The organism is Aeromicrobium sp. SORGH_AS_0981 (assembly GCF_031453195.1).
Classification (GTDB): Bacteria; Actinomycetota; Actinomycetes; order Propionibacteriales; family Nocardioidaceae; genus Aeromicrobium.
Map to the genome: position 1 here is coordinate 2,503,382 of NZ_JAVIZD010000001.1, position 16,093 is coordinate 2,519,474.

The 16,093-nt window shown below is 70.7% G+C and carries 13 protein-coding genes; 12 read left to right on the forward strand and 1 reads right to left on the reverse strand.

Annotated elements, in window-relative coordinates; all coding sequences use genetic code 11:
• Nucleotides 1–28 precede the first annotated feature (28 nt).
• Entirely contained in the window at nucleotides 29–1,354 is a 1,326-nt protein-coding gene (locus QE370_RS12640; RefSeq protein WP_374208204.1) for an aspartate aminotransferase family protein, read from the reverse strand.
• A 241-nt stretch (nucleotides 1,355–1,595) separates the two neighbouring features.
• Here QE370_RS12640 and QE370_RS12645 point away from each other — a divergent pair, with 241 nt between their 5' ends.
• The 12 genes from QE370_RS12645 to QE370_RS12700 all read left to right on the forward strand — a co-directional run bounded on the left by QE370_RS12645 (nucleotide 1,596) and on the right by QE370_RS12700 (nucleotide 15,400).
• Nucleotides 1,596–3,137, forward strand: coding sequence for an APC family permease (locus QE370_RS12645; protein ID WP_253022985.1), 1,542 nt, complete (start codon nucleotides 1,596–1,598; stop codon nucleotides 3,135–3,137).
• Nucleotides 3,138–3,212: 75 nt separating this feature from the next.
• Nucleotides 3,213–4,460, forward strand: a complete 1,248-nt coding sequence (locus tag QE370_RS12650) for a saccharopine dehydrogenase family protein (protein ID WP_253022987.1) — start codon at nucleotides 3,213–3,215, stop codon at nucleotides 4,458–4,460.
• Nucleotides 4,461–4,538: 78 nt separating this feature from the next.
• Nucleotides 4,539–6,524: a threonine--tRNA ligase gene (gene thrS, locus QE370_RS12655; RefSeq protein ID WP_253022989.1), complete on the forward strand. Its 1,986-nt coding sequence runs from the start codon at nucleotides 4,539–4,541 to the stop codon at nucleotides 6,522–6,524.
• 85 nt (nucleotides 6,525–6,609) lie between these two features.
• Entirely contained in the window at nucleotides 6,610–8,031 is a 1,422-nt protein-coding gene (locus QE370_RS12660) for a hypothetical protein (RefSeq protein ID WP_309634562.1), read from the forward strand.
• Between the two features lie 104 nt (nucleotides 8,032–8,135).
• Nucleotides 8,136–8,630: an HIT domain-containing protein gene (locus QE370_RS12665; RefSeq protein ID WP_253023030.1), complete on the forward strand. Its 495-nt coding sequence runs from the start codon at nucleotides 8,136–8,138 to the stop codon at nucleotides 8,628–8,630.
• Nucleotides 8,630–9,268, forward strand: coding sequence for a phosphatidylinositol phosphate synthase (pgsA, locus tag QE370_RS12670; protein ID WP_309634563.1), 639 nt, complete (start codon nucleotides 8,630–8,632; stop codon nucleotides 9,266–9,268). Before QE370_RS12665 ends, pgsA begins: the two co-directional genes overlap by 1 nt.
• Nucleotides 9,269–10,018: 750 nt before the next feature.
• Nucleotides 10,019–11,053, forward strand: coding sequence for a diiron oxygenase (locus QE370_RS12675; RefSeq protein ID WP_309634564.1), 1,035 nt, complete (start codon nucleotides 10,019–10,021; stop codon nucleotides 11,051–11,053).
• Between the two features lies 1 nt (nucleotide 11,054).
• Nucleotides 11,055–12,719, forward strand: a complete 1,665-nt coding sequence (locus tag QE370_RS12680; protein ID WP_309634565.1) for an FAD-dependent oxidoreductase — start codon at nucleotides 11,055–11,057, stop codon at nucleotides 12,717–12,719.
• 9 nt (nucleotides 12,720–12,728) lie between these two features.
• Nucleotides 12,729–13,655 carry a pyridoxal 5'-phosphate synthase lyase subunit PdxS gene (gene pdxS, locus QE370_RS12685; RefSeq protein WP_067857939.1) on the forward strand — a complete coding sequence of 309 codons (927 nt, stop codon included), beginning with the start codon at nucleotides 12,729–12,731 and terminating at the stop codon, nucleotides 13,653–13,655.
• Nucleotides 13,656–13,978: 323 nt separating this feature from the next.
• The gene (locus QE370_RS12690; protein WP_309634566.1) at nucleotides 13,979–14,128 is read left to right on the forward strand and encodes a hypothetical protein; all 150 of its coding nucleotides are present in this window, start codon (nucleotides 13,979–13,981) and stop codon (nucleotides 14,126–14,128) included.
• 10 nt (nucleotides 14,129–14,138) lie between these two features.
• Nucleotides 14,139–14,603: a pyridoxal 5'-phosphate synthase glutaminase subunit PdxT gene (gene pdxT, locus QE370_RS12695; protein WP_309634567.1), complete on the forward strand. Its 465-nt coding sequence runs from the start codon at nucleotides 14,139–14,141 to the stop codon at nucleotides 14,601–14,603.
• 41 nt (nucleotides 14,604–14,644) lie between these two features.
• Nucleotides 14,645–15,400 carry a YebC/PmpR family DNA-binding transcriptional regulator gene (locus QE370_RS12700; protein WP_253022998.1) on the forward strand — a complete coding sequence of 252 codons (756 nt, stop codon included), beginning with the start codon at nucleotides 14,645–14,647 and terminating at the stop codon, nucleotides 15,398–15,400.
• The last annotated feature ends 693 nt before the right edge of the window (nucleotides 15,401–16,093 follow it).

Sequence of the window (16,093 nt, forward strand, 5' to 3'; positions counted from 1 at the left end):
TCGGCGACGAAGGGGGACTGGCGAACGTTCATGCGGAGATCTTGGCCCACGCCTCCGTCAGCACGCCACGCAGCACCTGCTCGATCTCGTCGAACTGGGCCTGCTCGGCCACCAGGGGCGGCGCCAGCTGGACGACCGGGTCGCCCCGGTCGTCGGCGCGGCAGTAGAGGCCGGCGTCGAGCAGTGCGTGCGACATGAACCCGCGCAGGAGCCGGTCGCACTCCTCGGACGTGAAGGTCTCCTTCGTGTCCTTGTCCTTCACCAGCTCGATGCCGTAGAAGAAGCCGTCGCCGCGGACGTCGCCGACGATCGGCAGGTCGCCGAGCCGCTCCAGCGTGCTGCGGAACGCGCCCTCCGTCGACCGCACGTGCTGCAGCAGGCCCTCGCGCTCGAAGAGGTCGAGGTTGGCCAGGGCCACGGCGCAGGAGACCGGGTGCCCGCCGAACGTGTACCCGTGGGCGAACATCTCGCCGGTGCGCTGGAAGGGCTCGGCGACGCGGTCGCTGACGATCGTCGCGCCGAGGGGGGAGTAGCCCGACGTCAGGCCCTTCGCGCAGGTGATCATGTCGGGCACGTAGCCGTAGCGCTCGGCCCCGAACGTGGTGCCGAGACGTCCGAAGGCGCAGATCACCTCGTCGGAGACCAGCAGCACGTCGTGACGGTCGCAGATCTCGCGCACCCGCTGGAAGTAGCCGGGCGGCGGCGGGAAGCACCCGCCCGCGTTCTGCACCGGCTCCAGGAACACGGCGGCGACCGTCTCGGGACCCTCGGCCTCGATGGCCACCTCGATCTGGTCGGCCGCCCAGCGCCCGAACGCCTCGAGGTCGTCGGCGTGCTGCGGGGCGCGGTAGTGGTTGGTGTTGGGCACCCGGAACGTCGAGGGCACGAGCGGCTCGAACTGCTGCTTCAGCGTCGGGAGACCCGTGATCGAGAGCGCCCCGTGCGTGGTGCCGTGGTAGGCCACCGAACGGCTGATCACCTTGTGCTTCATCGGCTTGCCGACGAGCTTGAAGTAGTTCTTCGCCAGCTTCCACGCCGTCTCCACGGCCTCGCCGCCGCCGCTGGAGAAGAACACGCGGTTCAGGTCGCCGGGCGCGAGCGACGCGATCCGCTCCGCGAGGTCGATCGCCGTGGGGTGCGCGTACGACCAGAGTGGGAAGAACGCGAGGTCCTGCGCCTGACGGGCCGCCGCCTCGGCGAGCTCACGCCGACCATGGCCGGCCTGCACGACGAAGAGACCGGCGAGGCCGTCGAGGTAGCGCCGCCCCCGGTCGTCCCAGACGTAGCAGCCCTCGCCCCGGACGATCACGGGCACGTCGGCGGCGTCGGCGTCCTTCAGGGGCGCGAAGTGCATCCACAGGTGGTCGCGCGCGGCCTTCTGACGTCGCGCGAGCTGCTCGTCGATGCCGGGGGCGCGGTGTGGGTCGAGCGTTGGGTGGGTCATGGTTCCTCCGATCACTGCGAGTATTCGCGACGGAATGCGTCGAATGCAAGGGTCAAGGCGACTGAACACGTAACGATCATGTGACGACTCTTGTGGATTCCGTCGAGCGGGTGCAGAGTTCCTGCAACGAGTCGACGGGAGAGGAGCACCCATGGCGCAGGACGTGGGACCGGGAGCCGCCGACGTGGCTCCCACGGGCGGCAAGGGTCTGAAGGCCAACGCGATCGGCTTCTGGGAAGGCCTGTCGATCGGGCTCGACGCGACCGCGCCGGCCTACTCGATCGCCGCCGTGCTCGGCTCGATGGTGGTGGTGGCGGGCATCCACGCCCCGGCGGTGCTGTGGCTGTCGTTCGTGCCGATGTTCCTCATCGCCGGTGCGTTCCTCTACATGAACCGGGCCGACACCGACTGCGGCACCACGTTCTCGTGGGTCACCCGCGCGATGGGCCCCTGGATCGGCTGGATGGGCGGCTGGGCCGTCTTCACCACCGGCGTGCTCGTCATCGGCTCCCTCGCCGACGTCGCCGCGCGCTACCTCTTCGTCATGGTCGGCGCCGACTCGCTGGCCGCCAACCGCCCGGTCGTCGTGACGATCGCCGTGGCCATCGTCGTCGTCATGACGTGGCTGTGCGTCCGCGGCACCGAGGCGTCGGCGAGGTTCCAGGTCTGGCTGGTCTTCGCGCAGGTCGGCGCGCTGCTCCTCTTCGTCGGCGTCGCCGCCGTGCGGCTCGCGACCGGGTCGCTGCCCGCCGGCGCGACGACCCCGAGCTGGAGCTGGCTCAGCCCGGCCGGACTCGACTCCCACGAGCTGGTCAGCGGCCTGCTCATCGGCGTCTTCATCTACTGGGGCTGGGAGAGCGCGGTGAACCTGTCCGAGGAGTCGACCGACGGCGACACCACGCCCGGTCGCGCCGGCATCTGGAGCACGGTCATCCTCGTCGCGACCTACCTCGGCGTCGGGATCGTGACCATCGCCGCCGGAGGCGTCGACTTCGTCACCGGCTACGAGGACGACGACGCGCTGTTCGGTGCCGTCGGCGACCTCGTCATGGGGCCGTTCGCCTTCGTGCTGCTGCTCTCGATCATCACCTCGGGCATCGCCTCGACGCAGACGACCATCCTGCCCGCGTCCCGCGTGTCGCTCTCGATGGCGAGCGCCGGGGCGTTCCCGAAGATGTTCGCCCGCATCCACGAGCGGTACGGGACGCCGTCGTTCAGCACCTGGTTCATCGGCGCCGTGGCCATCGCCTGGTACGTCGGCGCGAGCGCGATCAGCGACAACTTCCTGTTCGACTCGATCTCGGCGTTGTCCCTGATGATCGCCTTCTACTACGGCCTGACCGGCCTGGCGTGCGCCATCTACTGGCGTCGACGGCTCTTCACGTCGGCCAAGGCGTTCCTGTTCATCGGGGTGGGTCCGCTCGTCGGCGCAGGCACCCTCTTCTACCTCCTGTACGAGTCCGTGCTCGACCTCTCCGACCCCGGCGCCTCGTACAGCGGCTCGTCGGTGCTCGGCGTCGGGCTGCCGCTCGCGATCGCCGTCGTCTTCCTGGTGCTCGGCCTGGTGCTCATGCTCGTCTGGCGGTTCACCGTCGGCGCCACGTTCTTCACGCGCAAGGGCTTCGAGACCGTCTCCGACGAGGTGGCGCTCGCGGCGCTCGGCCCGACGCGTCCCGGCGCGGCCCTGGACTGAGTCGTCGTCGCGCCCCGCCACCTGCTCACCACCCCGCCCCACCGTCCCGAGCCCGGGACACCTCCGAGGAGAGACATGAAGATCCTGCTGGTCGGCTCCGGCGGCGTCGGCGCCGCCTTCACGGCCATCGCCGCACGTCGCGACTTCTTCGAGCTCGTGGTCGTCGCCGACTACGACGAGGCGCGCGCCCGCGCCGCCGTCGACGCCCTCGACGACGAGCGCTTCGTGGCAGCCCGCGTCGACGCGTCGTCGGCCGACGACGTCGCGGCCCTGTGCCGCGAGCACGACGTCACCCACGTCATGAACGCCGTCGACCCGCGGTTCGTCATGTCGATCTTCGACGGTGCGTTCGCCGCGGGCGCCGACTACCTCGACATGGCGATGTCGCTGTCGACACGGCACCCCGAGGAGCCGTACGCCAAGGTCGGCAAGAAGCTCGGCGACGACCAGTTCGCCGTCGCCGACCAGTGGGAGTCGGCTGGTCGTCTCGCCCTCGTCGGCATGGGCGTGGAGCCGGGCCTCTCCGACGTGTTCGCCCGGTACGCGGCCGACCACCTGTTCAGCGAGATCCGTGACCTGGGCACCCGCGACGGCGCCAACCTGGCGGTGCACGACGAGCACGGCAACGAGGTGTTCGCGCCGTCGTTCTCGATCTGGACGACCATCGAGGAGTGCCTCAACCCGCCGGTGGTCTGGGAGAGGGCGCGCGCCGACGAGCCCGACGGCGGCTGGTTCGTGACACCCCCGTTCTCCGAACCCGAGGTGTTCGACTTCCCCGAGGGCATCGGGCCCGTCGAGTGCGTCAACGTCGAGCACGAGGAGGTGCTCCTCATGCCCCGCTGGGTCGACGCCGAGCGGGTCACGTTCAAGTACGGGCTGGGGGAGGACTTCATCACCGTGCTCAAGGCCCTGCACGACGTCGGGCTCGACAGCACGACCCCCGTCCGCGTGCCGTCGGCCGGCGGAGCGGTCGAGGTGTCCCCGCGCGACGTCGTCGCCGCCTGCCTGCCCGACCCCTCGACCATCGGCCCGCGCATGACCGGCAAGACCTGCGCCGGGCTCTGGATCACCGGCACCGGCAAGGACGGGCAGGAGCGCGAGACCTACCTGTACCACGTCGTCGACAACGAGTGGGCCATGCAGGAGTACGGGCACCAGTGCGTCGTGTGGCAGACCGCCGTGAACCCGGTGGTCGCGCTCGAGCTGCTCGCCGACGGCACCTGGAGCGGGGCGGGGGTGCTCGGCCCCGAGGCCTTCGACGCGGTGCCGTTCCTGGAGCTGCTCACCGCCTACGGCTCCCCGTGGGGCCAGCGGGACTCCTGATCCTGCGCAGGCCCTAGGGTGAGGGCAAGCAGAACGGCCCAGCCGTAGGGGTCGTCGGGACCAGAATGGAGCACCGCCATGTCCGTCACCGTGCACGTCGCCGCCGAGGCGGGGGCCGAGGCAGCACCCCAGACCGTCGACGAGGGGACGAAGGCGTGGCAGCTCTTCGCCGAGCAGCCCGACGTCGTCGCCGCGCGCATCGACGGCGACCTGCGTGACCTGTCGACGCTGCTCGCCGAGGGCCAGACCGTGGTCCCGGTGACGCTCGACAGCCCCGACGGCCTCGACATCCTGCGCCACTCCACCGCGCACGTCATGGCCCAGGCCGTGCAGGAGCTGTTCCCGGAGGCCAAGCTCGGCATCGGCCCGCCGATCACCGACGGCTTCTACTACGACTTCGACGTCGCCGAGCCGTTCAAGCCCGAGGACCTGCAGGCCATCGAGTCGCGCATGAAGAAGATCGTCAAGGAGGGCCAGCGCTTCGACCGTCGCGAGATCAGCGACGACGCCGCGCGCGAGGAGCTCGCCGACGAGCCGTACAAGCTCGAGCTCATCGGCCTGAAGTCGAGCGCCGGCTCCACGGAGGGCGCGAGCGTCGAGGTCGGCGAGGGCGGCCTCAGCATCTACGACAACGTCAAGCGCGACGGATCGCTGGCCTGGAAGGACCTCTGCCGCGGCCCGCACCTGCCCACGACCAAGCGCATCCCCGCCTTCCGGCTCATGCGCTCGGCCGCCGCGTACTGGCGCGGCGACGAGAAGAACAAGCAGCTGCAGCGCATCTACGGCACCGCCTGGCCCACCAAGGAGGCGCAGGAGGAGTACCTGCACCGCCTCGAGGAGGCGCAGCGTCGCGACCACCGCCGCCTCGGCACCGAGCTCGACCTGTTCTCCTTCCCCGACGAGATCGGCTCCGGCCTGCCCGTCTTCCACCCGCGCGGTGGCGTGATCAAGCGCGAGATGGAGGACTACGTCCGTCGTCGGCACATCGAGGAGGGCTTCGAGTACGTCGGCACCCCGCACATCGCCAAGGAGGGCCTGTTCCACACGTCGGGCCACCTGCCGTACTACGGCGAGGGGATGTTCCCGGCGCTCGACGTCGACGGTCAGGACTACCGCCTCAAGGCGATGAACTGCCCGATGCACAACATCATCTACCGCTCTCGGCAGCGCTCCTACCGCGAGCTGCCGCTGCGGTTCTTCGAGTTCGGGCACGTGTACCGCAACGAGAAGTCCGGCGTCATCCACGGCCTCACGCGCGTGCGCGGCTTCGCGCAGGACGACTCGCACTCCTACGTCACCCCCGAGCAGGCGCCCGACGAGGTGCGTCACCTGCTGAACTTCATGCTCAGCCTGCTGCGCGACTTCGGCCTCGACGACTTCTACCTCGAGCTGTCGACCCGCGACGCGTCGAAGGACAAGTTCATCGGGTCCGACGAGGACTGGGAGCTCGCCACCCAGGTGCTCGCCGACGTGGCCGCCGAGACCGGGATCGAGCTCGTGCCCGACCCGGGCGGCGCGGCCTACTACGGCCCGAAGATCTCGGTGCAGGCGCGCGACGCGATCGGTCGCACCTGGCAGATGGGCACGGTGCAGTACGACTTCAACCAGCCAGCGCCGGAGCGGTTCAACCTGGAGTACGTGGCCGCCGACGGCACGCGCAAGCAGCCGGTGATGATCCACTCCGCGAAGTTCGGCTCGATCGAGCGGTTCCTCGGCGTGCTCGTCGAGCACTACGCCGGCGCCTTCCCTCCGTGGCTCGCGCCCGTCCAGGCGGTCGGGATCCCCGTCGCCGAACGGCACTCGGACTATCTGCACACGCTCGGCCAGCGGCTCCGCGGTGCGGGCATCCGCTTCGAGGTCGACGACTCCGACGAGCGGATGCAGAAGAAGATCCGCACCGCCCAGACGCAGAAGGTGCCCTTCATGCTGCTCGTCGGCGACCGCGACATCGAGGCCGACGCCGTCTCGTTCCGCTACCGCAACGGCGAGCAGGAGAACGGGGTGCCCGTCGACGACGCGGTCCGGCGCATCCTCGAGGCCGTGGCGTCGCGCGAGCAGGTCTGAGCGGCGCCGGCCTGTCCGTACGGCTCTCGCCCTCGTTCCCGGTGATCCGGGGACGGGGGCGACGTCGTTGCCCTAGGGTCGCGCCGTGAGCAGACGCATCCTCGCAGCAGTCAACGGTCGCCCGCTCGTTCTTGGCCTCGCCCTCCTGCTCGCCGTCGGCCTTCTCGGGCCCGCGGCTGCACCTGCCGCCGCTGGGGATGCCTACATCGGCCCGATCGGGCCGCGGACCCGGTGCGTCGAGGGGACGGAGCCGTTGCAGCTACCCGTCGTGCGCTCTGTCGGGGCTGACGGGCCTCGCACCGGCCAGTTGATCCGCTGGGAGTACCGCACCACCTCGAACGGTCCGTACGTCTCCACGGACGCCGTTGCCGTGGGGGAGGACGGCCTCGCCGTCCCGCCGCCCGTGGAGGCATCGTTGGGTGAGACGGGGCGAGGCCACGTCCGGTTCCTCGTCCTGGTCAAAGACACGTGGCACTACCTCGACGCGTCCGTCTTCTACCACCCTTCCCGCGCCGCCCTGCTGCGTGAGGCCTCGGTACAGATCAGCGAACCAACGACCAAGAAGTGGTCTCACGGCGTCGACGTGCTGGGGCTCTCGCCGCTCTACGAGGTGGCCGACGAGTCCGGAGCCTGCGCCGAGGCGCCAGCGCGCGACGTGCAGCTGGAGGTCTGGGCAACTCACGGGATCACGGGTCAGCGCACGCTGCTCGGCCGGGTCGACGTGAATCGTCGCGTCTGGAGCCTCATGACCTATCCGCCGACCACCGGCCCCTTCTCCCTCACCGTCGAGCAGGTCCGAGCCGGGCAACGGCGCCAGGTCGCCGACACCGCGAACGTCACCCTCGTTCCCGACGACACGCGACTGGGCGTCACGGTGCCGGAAGCACGAGCCCACTCGCTGGGTCGTCGCCGCCAGGACGTGTGGTGGATGCCCCGCGGGACGCGCTTCACGCTCGTGGTGACGCAGCATCAGCAGTACTGGCGTCCGGTCGAGCTCGACGGCGCCTCGAGGATCGTCACCGCGCGCTTCAGGGCGTGGGGTGCGCGGGCGGCCACGACCCTGTCCGACATCGTGCTGACTCGTGGCACCGACTTCCGCATCGGGCGACAGGATCACGTCATGCGCGGAGGTGGCCACGTCGAGCTCGCCTCCGCCGTTACCGCGACCGAGTCGGCGGGTCGGGTCGGTGCGGACGTCCGACTGCTGCCCCGCCCGTCGTTTCCCTCACGCACCACGCGAGCGCGGGCCTACCATCCCGTCACCCGCACCGTGACAGTGAAGGACGGAGCGGGACTGAAGGCGTGGCTCGAGCTGAGGACCCGGGACGGCTGGTCGCCCGCCGGGCGGGAGCGCACGATCGGCAAGGACGGTCGGGTCCGCCTCCGCCTCGACAACGACACTCGACGCACGCGACAGTACCGACTCACCATCTGGGCTCCGTCCTATGACGGCGGACTGGAGCAGATCATGGTGGCGCGCGGTCGTTGGACCATCCAGAACCGGTGACATCGCACCACCGCGTCGGTCCCGGCAGGCGCAGCGAACCCCTCGTCTAGGGTGGTCGGGTGAGCCTCGACGACCGCCTGGAGCGTCTCTGGGTGCCGTACCGCATGTCCTACGTGCGCGGCGAGGAGCCCGAGCCCGACGACACCTGCCCCTTCTGCCGCATCGCGGCCGGGGGAGCGCAGTCCGAGCTCGTCGTGCACCGCGGTGCCACCTGCTTCGTCGTGCTCAACCTCTACCCGTACAACCCCGGGCACCTCATGGTCGTGCCGAACCGGCACGTCGCCGACTACACCGAGCTCACGGCCGACGAGACCGCCGAGGTCGCGGCCCTGACGCAGACGGCGCTGCGCACCATCCGCGCCGTGTCGGCACCGCAGGGGTTCAACGTCGGCCTGAACCTGGGCGGCGTGGCCGGCGGGTCGCTGTCGCAGCACCTGCACCAACACGTCGTGCCGCGCTGGTCCGGCGACGCCAACTTCATGACCGTGCTCGGCCGCACCAAGACGCTGCCGCAGCTGCTCGAGGACACCCGCGACCTGCTGGCCGAGGCCTGGCCCGCAGCCCCCACCACCACTTCGACCACCCTTGGGGACGTCTGATGCTCGAACGCTTCCGCCAGTTCTGGACCAACGTGTGGTCCCCGCTGGCCGACCTCCTGCTGCGCCTCGGCGTGAAGCCCGACCACGTGACCATCGTCGGCACGCTCGGCGTCAGCGCCGGCGCCCTGTGGTTCTTCCCGCGCGGGCAGTTCTTCGTCGGCGTCATGGTGGTCACGGCGTTCGTGTTCAGCGACCTCATGGACGGCTACATGGCCCGCAAGTCCGGGCAGTCGTCGAAGTGGGGGGCGTTCCTGGACTCCACGCTCGACCGGGTCGGCGACGCGGCCGTCTTCGGCGGCCTGCTGCTCTACTACACGCGCACCGACGCGGAGTCGACGCTCGGCCCGGCCGAGCTGTACCTCGGCCTCAGCCTCGCCTGCCTCGTGCTCGGCAGCCTCACGTCGTACGCACGCGCCCGCGCCGAGAGCCTCGGCATGCAGGCCAAGGGCGGCATCGCCGAGCGCGCCGACCGGCTCGTCGCCATCCTCGTCATGACCGGCTTCTCCGGCCTCCTCGACCTCCCCGTGCTGCGCGAGGTGACCCTGTGGGCTCTCGCCCTCGCCAGCCTCGTCACCGTCTTCCAGCGCATGGCGATCGTCCACCGCCAGGCCGTGCAGCAGCCGGGTCTGGACGTCTGACGTCGTCGGCGCGGCTTTCTGCTTGACCTGCGGCTGCGTCGGTGTGGGTCGGACTCCAGGTGGGGCTGCGTTGGCGCGGCCTCGACTCGACCTGCGTTCCGAAAGGGCCTCGACCGGGGCGGCTGGGAGCGGCGGCGGCTCGGGTTCTCGGGCTGTGGCTCGCGTTGGACGCAAGAGTCTGCGCTTGCGCTGGCCATCGGTGGATCTGCAACCTTCTGAGCGCTCTACAGGTGGCAGATCCACCGCCGACAGGGCTAGACGTGGTAATGATGCTTCCTTCTCGTGGACCGTGCCACGAGAAGGGAGAAGCGCTGCCCGCTCCACCCCAAAGTGCATCCAACCTTCTTCCTTCGTGCGCTTGAGGCTGGACGCTTCTGCGCTGGTGACGGGATCCCGTAGCAGACGCAGCATCCTTGGTGTTCAGCACACGAACGCAGCATCGTGCGTCCACCCGAGCGCGACCCGCGGCCCGAGAGCCCGACCCAGCGCTGTTTCCAGCCGTCCGGTCGAGGCCCTTTCGGAGACCACCCCCAGCGCCAGCCGAGGCAGCGCACCGGCAAGACGACGCCCCTGCGGCAGCGCACCAGCACGACGAGACCCCCTGCGGCAGCGCAGCAGCACGACGAGACCTCCACGTCAGCGGGACAGCAAGACATCCGATCACCATCACGAAGGTGCGCCGAGAAACCATGACACCATCAATGTGACATTGGTCTTGACACATAGCGACCGCCGTCACATACTCGCGGTATGACCCTCATGGACGAGCAGGATCTCGACCGCACCCAGGAGAGCCTGGCGTCGCTCGCGACGCCCGAGTACGAGGCGACGCTCCGGGCCCTGTCGCAGGCGTCCGTCGACCGGAACTTCGACGCGTTCGTCGACGTCCCGTGGGACGACCCCGACTTCCGCATCGACCCCAGCGACCGGCACTGGGTGCTCACCGAGGCCGACCCGCTCGGACGCCACCCCTGGTACCAGAACCTGCCGGTCGAGCGGCAGATCGAGATCGGGATGTGGCGCTACGCCAACATCTTCAAGGTGGGTCTGCAGTTCGAGAACCTGCTGATCCGCGGCATCATGCAGTACGTCTTCACCCGCCCGAACGGGTCGGCCGAGTTCCGCTACCTCACCCACGAGGCGACGGAGGAGTGCCACCACACGCAGATGTTCCAGGAGTGCGTCAACCGCATCGGCGCCGACGTCCCGGGCATGCCGCGCTGGATGCGGGCGCTGCACGGTGTCATCCCGCTGTTCGCGTCCCGCTACCCGCTCGGCTTCTTCATCGCGGTGCTGGCCGGCGAGGAGCCGATCGACCACACGCAGAAGCGGATGCTGCGCGAGGGCGCGAACCTGCCGCCGGTCATGCGTCGCATCATGCAGATCCACGTCGCGGAGGAGGCGCGCCACATCTCCTTCGCCCACGCCTACGTCATGCGCAGCGGCCCCCACCTCGGGAAGGTCGACCGCTGGATCATGTCGATGCTCTTCCCGATCATCATGCGCGTCGCGGGCGACCTCATCCTCGTCCCGCCGAAGGAGCTGCGCACGCAGATGGGCGTGCCGCAGGAGGTCATCGACGAGCTCTACTGGGACGCCCCCGAGTCCCGCGCGTTCCTCGCCGAGCTGTTCAGCGACGTGCGCATGCTGGCCGAGGAGTCGACGCTCATGACGCGCTCGTCGCGCCGGATGTGGCGGTGGCTGAAGATCGACGGTCGCCCGTCGCGCTACCGCAGCGAGCCGCCGGCGCGGCTGACCGACCCGTCCCCGGTCGGTCCGTCCTGACGTGCCGCACGTCGTCACCCAGGCGTGCTGCGGCGACGCCGCCTGTGCCTTCGCCTGTCCGGTCAACTGCATCCACCCGACGCCCGACGAGCCCGACTTCGCCACGTCGGACATGGTCTACATCGACCCGCAGGCCTGCGTCGACTGCGGCGCGTGCGTCCGGGCGTGCCCCGTGGGCGCGATCAAGCCGGCGTCGCGGCTCACCCCCGACGAGCAGGTCTTCGTCGAGCTGAACGCGCTGTTCCACGCCGGGTCCGACGTCGGCAACGGCCTGGAGTCGCCCACCCGTCCGGCGCAGGCGCCCGTGCCGCCCGTCGTCCGGCTGCCGCCGGAGCGCCGGCTCGACGTCGCTGTAGTCGGCGCGGGCCCGGCCGCGCTGTACGCCGCCGACGAGCTGCTCAAGCAGCGCGGCGTGCAGGTCACGGTCGTCGACCGGCTCCCCACGCCGCACGGCCTCGTGCGCGCCGGCGTCGCGCCCGACCACCAGCACACGAAGGCCATCACCGACCTCTTCGCGCGCATCGAGGCGCAGCCCGGCTTCTCCTACGCCCTCGGCCTCGAGGTGGGCGTCGACGTCACCCACGAGCAGCTCCTGCAGCGCCACGACGCGGTCGTCTACGCCACGGGTGCCTCCGCCGACCGCCGCCTCGGGATCCCGGGGGAGGACCTGCCGGGCAACACCACCGCCACGGCGGTGGTCGCCTGGTACAACGGCCATCCCGACCACGTGGCCACCCCGATCGACCTCGACGCCGAGCGCACCGTGGTCGTCGGCAACGGCAACGTCGCCCTCGACGTCGCGCGCGTGCTGCTCAGCGACCCCGCGGAGCTGGCCCGCACCGACATCGCCGACCACGCCCTCGAGGCCCTGCGGACCAGCCGGCTGCGCTGCGTCGAGCTGGTCGCGCGACGCGGGCCCGCCCAGGCGGCCTTCACCGTGCCCGAGCTCGTCGGGCTGTTGCACCACCCCGACGTCGACGTCGTCGTGCCGCAGCGCGACCTGCTCGACGGCGACGACGTGAAGATCCGCCTGCTGCGTGAGGGCACCACCGCCGAACCGGTCGAGGGACGTCGCCACGTGCTCCTGCGCTTCCTCGCCGCGCCGGTCGAGGTGCTGGGGGAGCGTGCGGTCACGGGGGTGCGCCTCACCCGCACCCGGCTGGAGACCGACGTCGACGGCACCGTCCGGGCCGTGCCCACGGGCGAGCTCGACGACGTCGCCACCACGTCGGTCCTGCGCTCGGTCGGCTACCGCTCGACGCCCGTGCCCGGGGTGCCGTTCGACCCGGTGGCGCACCGCATCCCGAACGTCGGCGGGCGCGTGCTCGAGGCCCCCGGCGGCGCGCTCCTGCCGCGCACGTACGTCGTCGGGTGGGCCAAGCGCGGCCCCACCGGCTTCATCGGCACCAACAAGTCGTGCTCGCTGGAGACCGTCAACCACCTCCTCGCCGACGTCGCGCTCGGCCGGCTCGACCCCGAGCCGAACTCCGGGGCTCCCGGGCGGTCCGGCCGCGTGCAGGACCTCGCGGGGCTCGACCTGGACGCCTGGCGACGCCTCGACGCGCACGAGCGCGCCGCCGGACGCGAGCAGGGCCGTCCGCGTCGCAAGGTCGTCGACCGGGCACGGATGCTGGACGTCGTGAACGGTGTCGCCAGCGCTCGATAGACTGGAGCCGTGAGCACCCCGCAGACCTCCCCGACCCCCGACGGCACCAGCACCCCCAGCGTCGGCACGGCCCGCGTCAAGCGCGGCATGGCCGAGATGCTGAAGGGCGGCGTCATCATGGACGTCGTCGACGCCGACCAGGCGCGCATCGCCGAGGACGCCGGCGCCGTGGCCGTCATGGCGCTCGAGCGCGTCCCGGCCGACATCCGTGCCCAGGGCGGCGTCGCGCGCATGAGCGACCCCGACCTCATCGACGGCATCATCGAGGCCGTCTCGATCCCGGTCATGGCGAAGGCGCGCATCGGCCACTTCGCCGAGGCGCAGGTGCTCCAGAGCCTCGGCGTCGACTACATCGACGAGTCCGAGGTCCTCACGCCGTCGGACTACGCCAACCACATCGACAAGTGGGCCTTCAACGTCCCGTTCGTCTGTGGTGCGACCAACCTCGGCGAGGCGCTGCGCCGGCTCACCGAGGGCGCGGCGTTCATCCGCTCCAAGGGCGAGGCCGGCACCGGTGACGTGTCCAACGCCGTCACGCACATCCGCAAGATCACCGGCGAGATCCGCCGCCTGCAGTCGCTGCGCGAGGACGAGCTGTACGTCGCGGCGAAGGAGCTGCAGGCGCCCTTCGAGCTGGTCAAGGAGGTCGCCGAGCTCGGCAAGCTGCCCGTCACCCTGTTCACCGCCGGCGGCATCGCCACGCCCGCCGACGCCGCGCTCGTCATGCAGCTCGGCTCCGAGGGCGTGTTCGTCGGCTCCGGCATCTTCAAGTCCGGCAACCCGCAGCAGCGCGCCGAGGCCATCGTCAAGGCCACGACGTTCTACGACGACCCCGACGTGGTCGCGAAGGTCTCCCGCGGTCTCGGCGAGGCGATGGTCGGCATCAACGTCGACGACATCCCCGAGCCGCACCGCCTCGCCGAGCGCGGCTGGTGACGACTCCCGCACGACCCTGACCGAGGACCCGGCGCTGGCGCCGGGTCCTCGCTCGTTCCCGGCCCCGGCGCTCGCGTGGCCCGGTCCGCACCGCCCCGGCGGGCGATGACCCGGGGCGCGCTAGGCTGACGTCGTCGCCCCGGGATGGAGTGCTCGGAGCGGCTTCAGGGACTGCGTCACCAGGCCGGTGCGTGCGGTCCCGACCCCAGACCCGATCGGGAGGGATGCCGTGAGGGAGCGGCGGGGGTGTGAGGCGCTCAGCGCCCGCCCCCGCCTGCTGGGTCCTCTCGGACGGCCCGCGACCGCGTCACTAGGCTGTCCCGGTGACCTCCCCGACCATCGGCGTCTTCGCCCTCCAGGGCGACGTCCGCGAGCACGTGCAGGCCCTCCAGGCGTTGGGGGCGGACGTCGTCGCCGTGCGTCGCGAGGAGGAGCTCGACCGGGTCGACGGCCTCGTGATCCCCGGGCGGTGAGTCGACCACGATGATCAAGCTGGCCGACGTGTTCGGCGTGGCCGACGCGTTCCGCCGCCGGATCGCCGAGGGGCTGCCGACGTTCGGCACGTGCGCGGGCATGATCATGCTCGCCGACCGCATCGTCGACGGCGCCGACGGCCAGACCACGTTCGGCGGGCTCGACGTCACCGTGCGCCGCAACGCGTTCGGCCGCCAGGTCGACTCCTTCGAGGCGCAGGTGCCGTTCACGACCTTCCCGGACCCCGTCCACGCCGTGTTCATCCGGGCACCGTGGGTGGAGCAGGTCGGCCCCGACGTCGAGGTGCTCGCCCGTGTCCCGGTCGTGCTGGACGCGGCGACGGGCGACGACGACGAGCGAGCCGATAGGATCGTCGCGGTCCGGCAGGGTGCCCTGCTCGCGACGTCGTTCCACCCGGAGGTGGGGGACGACCTCCGCCTGCACCGCCTGTTCCTGGACCTCGTGGACATGTAGGGATCCGCCACCTGCCGAGGTGGCGCGGAAAGGGGCACGGGATGTCAGGCCACTCCAAGTGGGCGACGACCAAGCACAAGAAGGCCGCCATCGACGCCAAGCGCGGCAAGATGTTCGCCAAGCTGATCAAGACCATCGAGGTGGCGGCGCGGACCGGCGGGCCCGACCCCGACGGCAACCCGACCCTGTACGACGCCATCCAGAAGGCGAAGAAGTCGTCGGTCCCGAACGACAACATCGACCGTGCGGTCAAGCGCGGCGGCGGCATCGGCGGCGACGCGGTCGACTACACCACGATCATGTACGAGGTGTACGGGCCGAGCGGCGTCGCGCTCCTGGTGGAGTGCCTCACCGACAACAAGAACCGGGCCGCGATGGAGGTGCGCACCGCCGTGTCGCGCAACGGCGGGACGCTCGCCGACCCCGGCTCCGTCGCCTACCTGTTCCACCGCAAGGGTGTCGTGCAGGTGCCCGCCCAGGACACCACCGAGGACGACATCCTGCTGGCCGTGCTCGACGCCGGCGCCGAGGAGGTCAAGGACCACGGCGAGAGCTTCGAGGTGATCAGCGAGGCGTCCGACCTCGTCGCCGTCCGCAGCGCCCTCCAGGAGGCCGGGCTCGACTACGACTCCGCCGAGGCCTCCTTCGTCCCCTCGGTCGAGGTGCCCGTCGACGTCGACGGCGCCAAGAAGGTCGTCAAGCTCGTCGACGCCCTCGAGGACCTCGACGACGTGCAAAACGTCTTCTCCAACGTCGACATCAGCGACGACGTGCTCGCGGAGCTCGACGAGGACTGATCTCGGGAGCCTTCTTGCGGGGGGCGTGGCTCGTTGCTGCGCTGCGTGCGCGGGGGTGTGACCTCGCTGGTGCGGTGCCTGCGGGGGTCCTGACCTGCTGCTGCGCTGCCTGCGCGGGCCTCGACCGGCTGGAGCGCTGCCTGCGGTCGTCGTGACCTTGCTGGTGCGCTGCCTCGGCCTTCGCTGGGGGTGGTCTCCGAAAGGGCCTCGACCGGCAGCGGGCCTGGGGGTGGTTTCGGGTCTCGGGGTCTGGCTCAGCCCGTCCTTGACGCACGATTCTTCGTTTCTGCGTCCTCGGCCCACGGTTCTGCGTTTGCGCGTCCTATCGGTGGATCTGCACCCGCAGGAGCGCTTCTGCGGTTGCAGATCCACCGATAGAGGGGGCCGCGTCGGAAAGATTCTGCTTTCGCGTGGACCGTTCCACGCGAAAGCAGAATCTTGCGTCCACCCCAGCACCGGCCCACAGCCCGAGACCCCAGACCAGCGCGGTCGCCGGCCACCCGGTCGAGGCCCTTTCGGAGACCAGACACAGCGAAGGCCCAGGCAGCGCAGCAGCACGCTTAGACCTCCTGCGGCAGCGCCGCAGCAGGTCGGGACCCCCGCCGGCAGCGCACCAGCAGGTCGAGCCCCCCTGCGGCAGCACCCCACCCGACCCCGGCGTGGCGTCCGGCGCGGCGTCGCGGCTGCGGGTTA

Bases quoted from the DNA above. Each gene is read 5' to 3' on its own strand.
- QE370_RS12640 (WP_374208204.1), bottom strand. From the start codon at position 1,354: ATGCACTTCGCGCCCCTGAAGGACGCCGACGCCGCCGACGTGCCCGTG.
- QE370_RS12645 (WP_253022985.1), top strand. From the start codon at position 1,596: ATGGCGCAGGACGTGGGACCGGGAGCCGCCGACGTGGCTCCCACGGGC.
- QE370_RS12650 (WP_253022987.1), top strand. From the start codon at position 3,213: ATGAAGATCCTGCTGGTCGGCTCCGGCGGCGTCGGCGCCGCCTTCACG.
- thrS (WP_253022989.1), top strand. From the start codon at position 4,539: ATGTCCGTCACCGTGCACGTCGCCGCCGAGGCGGGGGCCGAGGCAGCA.
- QE370_RS12665 (WP_253023030.1), top strand. From the start codon at position 8,136: ATGTCCTACGTGCGCGGCGAGGAGCCCGAGCCCGACGACACCTGCCCC.
- pgsA (WP_309634563.1), top strand. From the start codon at position 8,630: ATGCTCGAACGCTTCCGCCAGTTCTGGACCAACGTGTGGTCCCCGCTG.
- QE370_RS12675 (WP_309634564.1), top strand. From the start codon at position 10,019: ATGACCCTCATGGACGAGCAGGATCTCGACCGCACCCAGGAGAGCCTG.
- pdxT (WP_309634567.1), top strand. From the start codon at position 14,139: ATGATCAAGCTGGCCGACGTGTTCGGCGTGGCCGACGCGTTCCGCCGC.
- QE370_RS12700 (WP_253022998.1), top strand. From the start codon at position 14,645: ATGTCAGGCCACTCCAAGTGGGCGACGACCAAGCACAAGAAGGCCGCC.